4 protein-coding genes and 4 pseudogenes are annotated in these 6,657 nt (G+C 63.9%); 5 read left to right on the top strand and 3 right to left on the bottom strand.

The features are described 5' to 3' along the window. Nucleotides 1-113: 113 nt before the first annotated feature. Together C446_RS13110 and C446_RS20825 are read right to left on the bottom strand one after the other, a co-directional pair. Complete coding sequence (locus tag C446_RS13110; protein WP_049920227.1) at nt 114-800, bottom strand: DUF5828 family protein; 687 nt, start codon at nt 798-800, stop codon at nt 114-116. Between the two features lie 138 nt (nt 801-938). Continuing rightward, nucleotides 939-1,062: pseudogene (locus C446_RS20825) on the bottom strand (DUF5828 family protein); the annotation flags it as partial. A 173-nt stretch (nt 1,063-1,235) separates the two neighbouring features. On the opposite strand from C446_RS20825, the pseudogene C446_RS13115 reads away from it, so the two are divergent. The 5 genes and pseudogenes from C446_RS13115 to C446_RS13135 all read left to right on the top strand — a co-directional run. Continuing rightward, nucleotides 1,236-1,634 (top strand): annotated as a pseudogene (locus tag C446_RS13115) (uracil phosphoribosyltransferase); the annotation flags it as partial. A 97-nt stretch (nt 1,635-1,731) separates the two neighbouring features. Beyond that, nucleotides 1,732-2,043 (top strand): annotated as a pseudogene (upp, locus tag C446_RS13120) (uracil phosphoribosyltransferase); the annotation flags it as partial. Between the two features lie 14 nt (nt 2,044-2,057). Next, entirely contained in the window at nt 2,058-2,363 is a 306-nt protein-coding gene (locus tag C446_RS13125; protein WP_006673600.1) for a DUF5680 domain-containing protein, read from the top strand. Continuing rightward, nucleotides 2,360-2,608, top strand: coding sequence for a DUF5680 domain-containing protein (locus C446_RS13130; RefSeq protein ID WP_006673601.1), 249 nt, complete (start codon nt 2,360-2,362; stop codon nt 2,606-2,608). Before C446_RS13125 ends, C446_RS13130 begins: the two co-directional genes overlap by 4 nt. Nucleotides 2,609-2,848: 240 nt before the next feature. Beyond that, entirely contained in the window at nt 2,849-3,553 is a 705-nt protein-coding gene (locus C446_RS13135; protein WP_006673602.1) for a Pvc16 family protein, read from the top strand. 169 nt (nt 3,554-3,722) lie between these two features. Here the strand turns inward: C446_RS13135 and C446_RS19565 are convergent. Continuing rightward, a pseudogene (locus C446_RS19565) lies at nt 3,723-6,657 on the bottom strand (ATP-binding protein); the annotation flags it as partial.

Here is a 6,657-nt window from a genome sequence, read left to right on the forward strand (position 1 = left end):
GTCCTTGCTCTCTTCGATTCCACAGCGACAGCTGAGCAGTATCAACAATCTCCTACAGAAGAGCGAACCAATATTTTCTGCTCTCAAAATCCGCAGCGACGGAAGTCGAGACGCTAGTTCGTCGTCGACTTCGATCCGTTCTCCGCTTCCGGTGGTGGCTCGGCTCCTTCGATCGCTTCCGCCGCATCGGTGTCTTTCTCGACCTGAACGTGCCAGCGATCGATTTCGTCCTCGAGTTCGGCGAGTCGATCGGAGACCTCGTCTTTCAGATCGTCGTCGTTGACGTTGACCTCGAAGACGAACCGTTCGGCGTCGTCGTCACCGCGTGCGGACTGCTGGATGTTCGCGCTGATGAGGTCGTTGTCGAAGTAGTAGGGTGCAAGCTGGGTCATCACGTTCTGGTAGACCGTGTCTTCGACCCGGCGCAGAGCTTTCCGGCTCGCCGAGTCGGCCGCTCGCGCGACGTAATCGATCGACTCTTTCCAGTTGTCGACCGCGGCCTCGGCGTCGTCGTCCTCGAGTTGTTCGTACGACTCCGAGAGTTTCTCGCCGGCGGTTTTGATGTCTTCGTCGGGATCTTTTCCGGCTTGCTCGCCTTTCCCTTCCTCGACGCTCGCCTGGTCGGCGGTCTTCTCGCTGACGTCCGCCTCGAGTGTCTCGTGGGCCTTCGGCCGCCACTCCTCCCACTCGTTGAAAGCATCGGCAAAGCGGTCGTCGCGGTCCGGACGGTCGTCGTCACCGTCATCGTCACCGTCACCGTCACCGCCACCGCCATCGTCGTTGCCGTTTCCACCCTCGATTTCGCCCTCTGTGCTCGAACTCGAGTCGCCGACAGTATCGACGNCCGCCACCGCCATCGTCGTTGCCGTTTCCACCCTCGATTTCGCCCTCTGTGCTCGAACTCGAGTCGCCGACAGTATCGACGTTGCCGTCGGGAACCGGCCGGTCGGGATCCTCGCTACCGACGCCGGCGTCCCGCAGCGCGCGGGAGATTCGTTCGCCGTGTTCGACGACATCTCCCCAATCACCACGGATTTTAAACCCCGAGATGCTCTCTTCCATTCGACTGGCGCGGTGATATGGCACGGATCGGTATAAACTTCTCTGCCGACGGTCGCCATCCCCACCAGACGAGATGGACCGCCTGGGGCCACACGGTACACAACGCATGTAAGCACGGCTCGCAGCCGCGACTGATCGATACCATCAACTATCCGGCGCGAGCCTGTAGACATATGACGATCGAAGACCGGGACGACGCGTACCTCGTTACCCACGCACTGGCGAAACACACGCTCTCACAGCTTCGGGACGTCGAAACCGAACAGGTCAGCTTCCGCAAGGGCCTGGTCAAACTCGGCCGCATCTGCGGTTACGAGATCATCGACGGCCGCATGGAAACGGAGTACGTCGAGATCGAAACACCCCTCGAGACGACGATGGGCGAGCAGGTTCGTGGCCTCGACGACGTCGTCATTATCAACGTCTTGCGCGCGGCGACACCGTTCGTCGAGGGACTGCTGAAGGCGTTCCCCCGCGCGCGACAGGGAGTCATCAGCGCGAGTCGCGACGAGGAGGCCGGCCGCGCGGCGGATGGCTCGTTCCCGATCACCGTCGATTACGTGAAACTGCCCGAGATCACCGAGGACCTGTCTCTTATACACATCTCTGATGGCNGGAGTCATCAGCGCGAGTCGCGACGAGGAGGCCGGCCGCGCGGCGGATGGCTCGTTCCCGATCACCGTCGATTACGTGAAACTGCCCGAGATCACCGAGGACGACACCGTCATCGTCGCCGACCCGATGCTCGCGACGGGCTCGACGATGTGTGCGGTCCTCGATCACATCACGGAGAACTCGGTCGAACCGGAGAACCTGATCGTTCTGTCCGCAGTTTCCGCTCCGGACGGGCTGCTCCGGGTCGACGACGAGTTCCCCGAGGTCGACCTGCTGACGGTGTCGATCGACGACGAACTCGACGATGACGGGTTCATCGTGCCGGGACTGGGCGATGCCGGCGATCGGGCGTTCCGGACGACCTGAACCCCAACGCCCCCATGCAAGACGCCGACGCACTGGCCGCGTTTCTCGTCACGGCCCATCGGAACGGGTACGCGACCGCTCGTCCGACAGTCGCGGACGGCGGGGAGAAAACGCTCACGTACGAATCCGGCGACTGGCGTTACCGGGATCGCTACCACGGTTCCACGGCGTTCGTCGGCCGCGAGGTCGTGTTCTACGCCGACGACCCAGTGTGGGGCATGAGCTACTACGGGGACCTGACGACCCCCACAGCCGACCGGGCAGAGGCATACGCGTTCCTCCGAACAGCCCTCGANCCGACGACCCAGTGTGGGGCATGAGCTACTACGGGGACCTGACGACCCCCACAGCCGACCGGGCAGAGGCATACGCGTTCCTCCGAACAGCCCTCGAGCGAGCGACCAGCGACCGACCGTACCGCGGCCCCGAACGATTCGAACGCGACCGGCAGGTGTATACGAGTTCGGTCACGGGCGACCTCGATCGATTCCGGGGCGAAGAACGGATCGTGGACGACGGCGAGACGATCTACCGCGGGGAGTTCGCCGGCGGATGGATCGAGTGAGCAATGGGGAGCCGCGGGCGGACGCGTAAGTGGAGACGGGCCGGTCACGAGGTAGTCTCCCGTACTCGCCGTTATTTCCGCATACACTACGGCAGATATAATAGGCCGGCGGCCACCACTCGAGCGTATGGACTCCCACGATAGCGTTCGATGCGTGACCCGGCGCGGCGATCCCCGGTCGAGCAGCGCGTACGGCCGTGACCGTCGAGCCGTCACGTCCGCGCCGGAGGTGTCTCGCTGATGGGGTCGCCGACGGCGGTCAGGGAACTGACCAGCCTTCTGGTCGATCTCCTCCGCGTTCGGCTCGCGAGCACCGAAGACGACGACCGACTCGACACCCACCAGATCCAGCCGCTGTCGCCGACGGCCGTCGAGGACGACTCGAACGTCCGTCTCGGTCTCTACCTGTACGACGTCTGTGGCCACTCCGGTCGGATGTCTGAGTCACCGGAAGTCGAAGACGGTCACAAGATCCGTCCGCCGCTGGCACTCGATGCCTACTACCTGTTGACCGCGTTCCCGAACGCCGACGCGGAAAACGAAGCGACCGCCATCTACGACCAACACGAGGTGCTGGGACTGGCGATGCAAGCGCTGTACGACAACGGCACCATCGAACCCGAGCGAACGCCCGACTCGCTCGGAGACCAGCAACTGACGATCACCCACGAGGGGCAAACGCCGAGCGACGNGCTGTACGACAACGGCACCATCGAACCCGAGCGAACGCCCGACTCGCTCGGAGACCAGCAACTGACGATCACCCACGAGGGGCAAACGCCGAGCGACGTGCTGGACGTCTGGAACACGTTTCCGGAGGTGCCGAAACAGCCGTGTGCGAACTACCGGGTCGGCCCGGTCCTGATCGACTCGACGCAAAAGACCGCCTTCGAGCGCGTCAGCGATCGCGACCTTCGATTCGGAGACCCCGAAGACGAGGTCTGAGAAACGGGTCGAGGCCCGGCGAACGAGTCCGACTGTCGATTCCGAGGGGTCGGCAGTCGGTCCCGAACGGCAGCCACGTCCGACTCTCGTCTCGGCCTCGTCGGCTCACGGGAAACACACAGCCCCGCGAGTCGGCGCGAACGGATACGCTCGCGACGGCGAGACAAGCTCACGCCGCGTCGTCTTTCGTCACCGGCTCGCCGTGTTCGATCGAATAAATACGCCACTTGCCGTCGTCGAGCCTGAGTTCGAAGGCCATCGGAATCCGGTGAGAACTCGACTCCTCCTCGAACTCGAGGACGACGCGATCCGCTTGCTCGGCGGTACGCCGCGGCGAGGTCACCATCGACGTGTCGTTCAGGTGCATCGCCATCATCTCCTGTCGCGAGAGTTCGTCGACGGCCGAACTCGAGTGGTACAACGCCTGGACGGCTTCGAGGTCTTTCGTGTCGATCCCGTCGTAGAACTGCTCGACGACGACCTCCGGATCGAGAGCATCGGGAGCCATGCTGGAGTGAGAGCCAGATTCACCGTCCGCGGTGCCGTCGGCCGCCTCCGTGTCAGGAGTATCGGTCCCTCCGTCGTCATCCTCGAGAGCCGCGTCACTCGTCGGTTCATCTTCGGGTACAGTGTTCGATGGACTCGTCTCCCCGCCGCTGGCGTCGGTGGTCGGGTCGTCTGCGGTTCCGCCATCGGGGCCGGTATCGACTGTGCGTGCGTCATCAGCAGTGTCGTCGCCGCCCTTCGTAGCACTCGCGGGTGTGTCGGCGGGTTCCTCGTTTTCTTCTTTCGGGACCTCTGGTTCCTCCGTTTCGGCCGAAACGGGGTCGGCCCCAGGTTCGGAAGCACCGGCGGGATCGGCGTCGGCGTCGGCATCACCGTCTTCGACGCCGTACTTGAGTTTGAACAGCGTCTCGACGTCACGGCCGACGGCCTGATTCTCGTAGCTGCGTAGTTTGTCCTCGTACTGGAAGAACTCGCTTTCGATGGCGACGCCACCGGCCTCCTCGGCGTACTGCAGTCCGAGGACGACGTGGTCGAAGGTGATCGTCACGTCATCTAAGTCCGCCGCCGACTCCTCGAGGGGGTGGGCGTCGTGGGTTTCGGTAGCAGCGATGTAGGCGGCGTACTTCGCGACCTTGCGAATGACCGCCGGCGTCAGCGAGAGCAGGCCGAGGTATTCGTAGTCGAACGTCTCGGTGTCGACACTGGCTTCTTCCGGGAAGACCTCCCGCCAGATCCGCCGGCGGATACGCTCCTGTGGCACGTCGAAGTGGATCGAGTGAGCGATTCGACGTTTGAACGCCGCGTCGATCCCCGAGCGCTTGTTCGTCNAGATGTGTATAAGCGACAGCGTCGAAGTGGATCGAGTGAGCGATTCGACGTTTGAACGCCGCGTCGATCCCCGAGCGCTTGTTCGTCGTCAGGAGAGCGATCCCGTCGAACGCCTCGAGACGCTGGAGCAGGAAGTTGGTGACGTTGTTGGCGTAACGGTCGGTCGAGTCACCGACATCGGTCCGTTCGCCAAACAGCGAGTCGGCCTCGTCGAACAACAGGATGGCGTTCGAGCGTTCGGCTTCCTCGAGCAGTGCCGCGAGTCGACTCTCGGTTTCGCCGATGTACTTGTTGACGATCTGGGAAAGGTCGACCCGGTAGAGATCGAGGCCGGTTTCGCTGGCGATAATCTCGGCGGCCATCGTCTTCCCGGTGCCCGGCGGGCCATAAAACAGAGCGACGACGCCGTCGCCACGATCCCCGGGTTCGCCGAACCCCCACTCGCTGGTGACCTGCCCCCGATACTGGAGGTGGCCACAGAGGTCCCGCAGATGGGNTGGAGGTGGCCACAGAGTTCCCGCAGATGGGTCTTGGGCTTGTCGTTGAGATAGATGTCGTCGAACGTGTACCCCGGCTCCATTGGCTCCGCCAGCGCCTCGAGATTGCTCGCCGAGTATCGCTTGCACGCTTCGTACAGGTGCTCGCGCTCGAGTGCTTCCTCGACGGGGGCGAACACGTCGTCGGTTCGGTCGCCGTCCGCCTCGGGAAGGTCGCCGTCCTCGAGGTCCGCGGCATCGGCTCCGGTTCGACAGAGATATCGTGCGGTTTCGACCGCACGACGAACGTCCCGCTGTGGCAGCCGGAAGTTCGTCGCGACGTTCTCGAGGAGGTAGTCGGCGGCGATTTCGTCGGCGTACTCCTCCCAGATCGCCAGTCGCGTCTCGTACTCCGGGAACGGACAGTGGACCGTCTCGACGCGGTGGGTCTCGAGGTCGACGTCGGGTTTCCACTCGTCGGTATGCGAGAGAAAGACATCACCAGGGGCATCGTCGAGGCGTTCGACCACGGTGTCGACGGAGACCCCGTCCCCCGTCGTAATCTCGAGTTCGCCGCCCTCCTCGTCGATCGTCGGCCCGCCGTCGTCGCCCGTAACCGCCTCGAGCCCCTCGAGGTGGATCGCAGCTTCCTGCAGGGTGGCTTCGCGGATCAGGCGCGTGGTCAGCTCGTCGTCCTCGAGGACGGTGGCATTGGCCCGCAAGATCGGTGTCGTAGAGTCGGTAAGCGCCCCTGGAAGGCGGTCCTTGCCGGTACCGTCCTCGCCCGAGAAGTAGTAGATAGAGGGGGTGTCGGTGGCCCCCGTCCGTCGATCGATCGCCTCGAGGGCAGTCGTGGTCTCGTCGTCGAAGACGAGACTCGAGAGGGGGCGGTCGTGGCGTTCGACCGAGACGCGCTCGGCGAGGATCGGATCGAGACTGTCGTCGCCTTTGAGGTACTGGACGATGCGTTCGTCGACGGTGACGGTGTCGTAGACCGGTGACACGTTCTCGCCGCTGTGTTGGCGTTCGAGGAGACCGTACTCGAACAGCGGGGAGGGAGTCGCCAGCACCTCGCCGGGCGGGGCCGCGTCACCGTCGTCAGTACTCCCGTGGAGGACGACGAGGAGTTCCTCGAGGAGGTCGATCGTCGGTAACTGTGGTTGGCCGGTGCCGCGAATGCGTCCGTACGCAACGCTGACGCTCCGATCGAACACGGGTCCAAGCGCGAGCAAGAGCGCGTCGAGGTGGGTCCGCGAGAGATCGAACGCAGCCGCCAGTCGATCGAGTCGGAGG

It is taken from the genome of Halobiforma nitratireducens JCM 10879 (genome assembly GCF_000337895.1).
Lineage (GTDB): Archaea > Halobacteriota > Halobacteria > Halobacteriales > Natrialbaceae > Natronobacterium > Natronobacterium nitratireducens.

Excerpts from the sequence above, each read along its gene's own strand:
- C446_RS13130 (WP_006673601.1), top strand. The coding sequence starts at position 2,360 with ATGAGCTACTACGGGGACCTGACGACCCCCACAGCCGACCGGGCAGAG.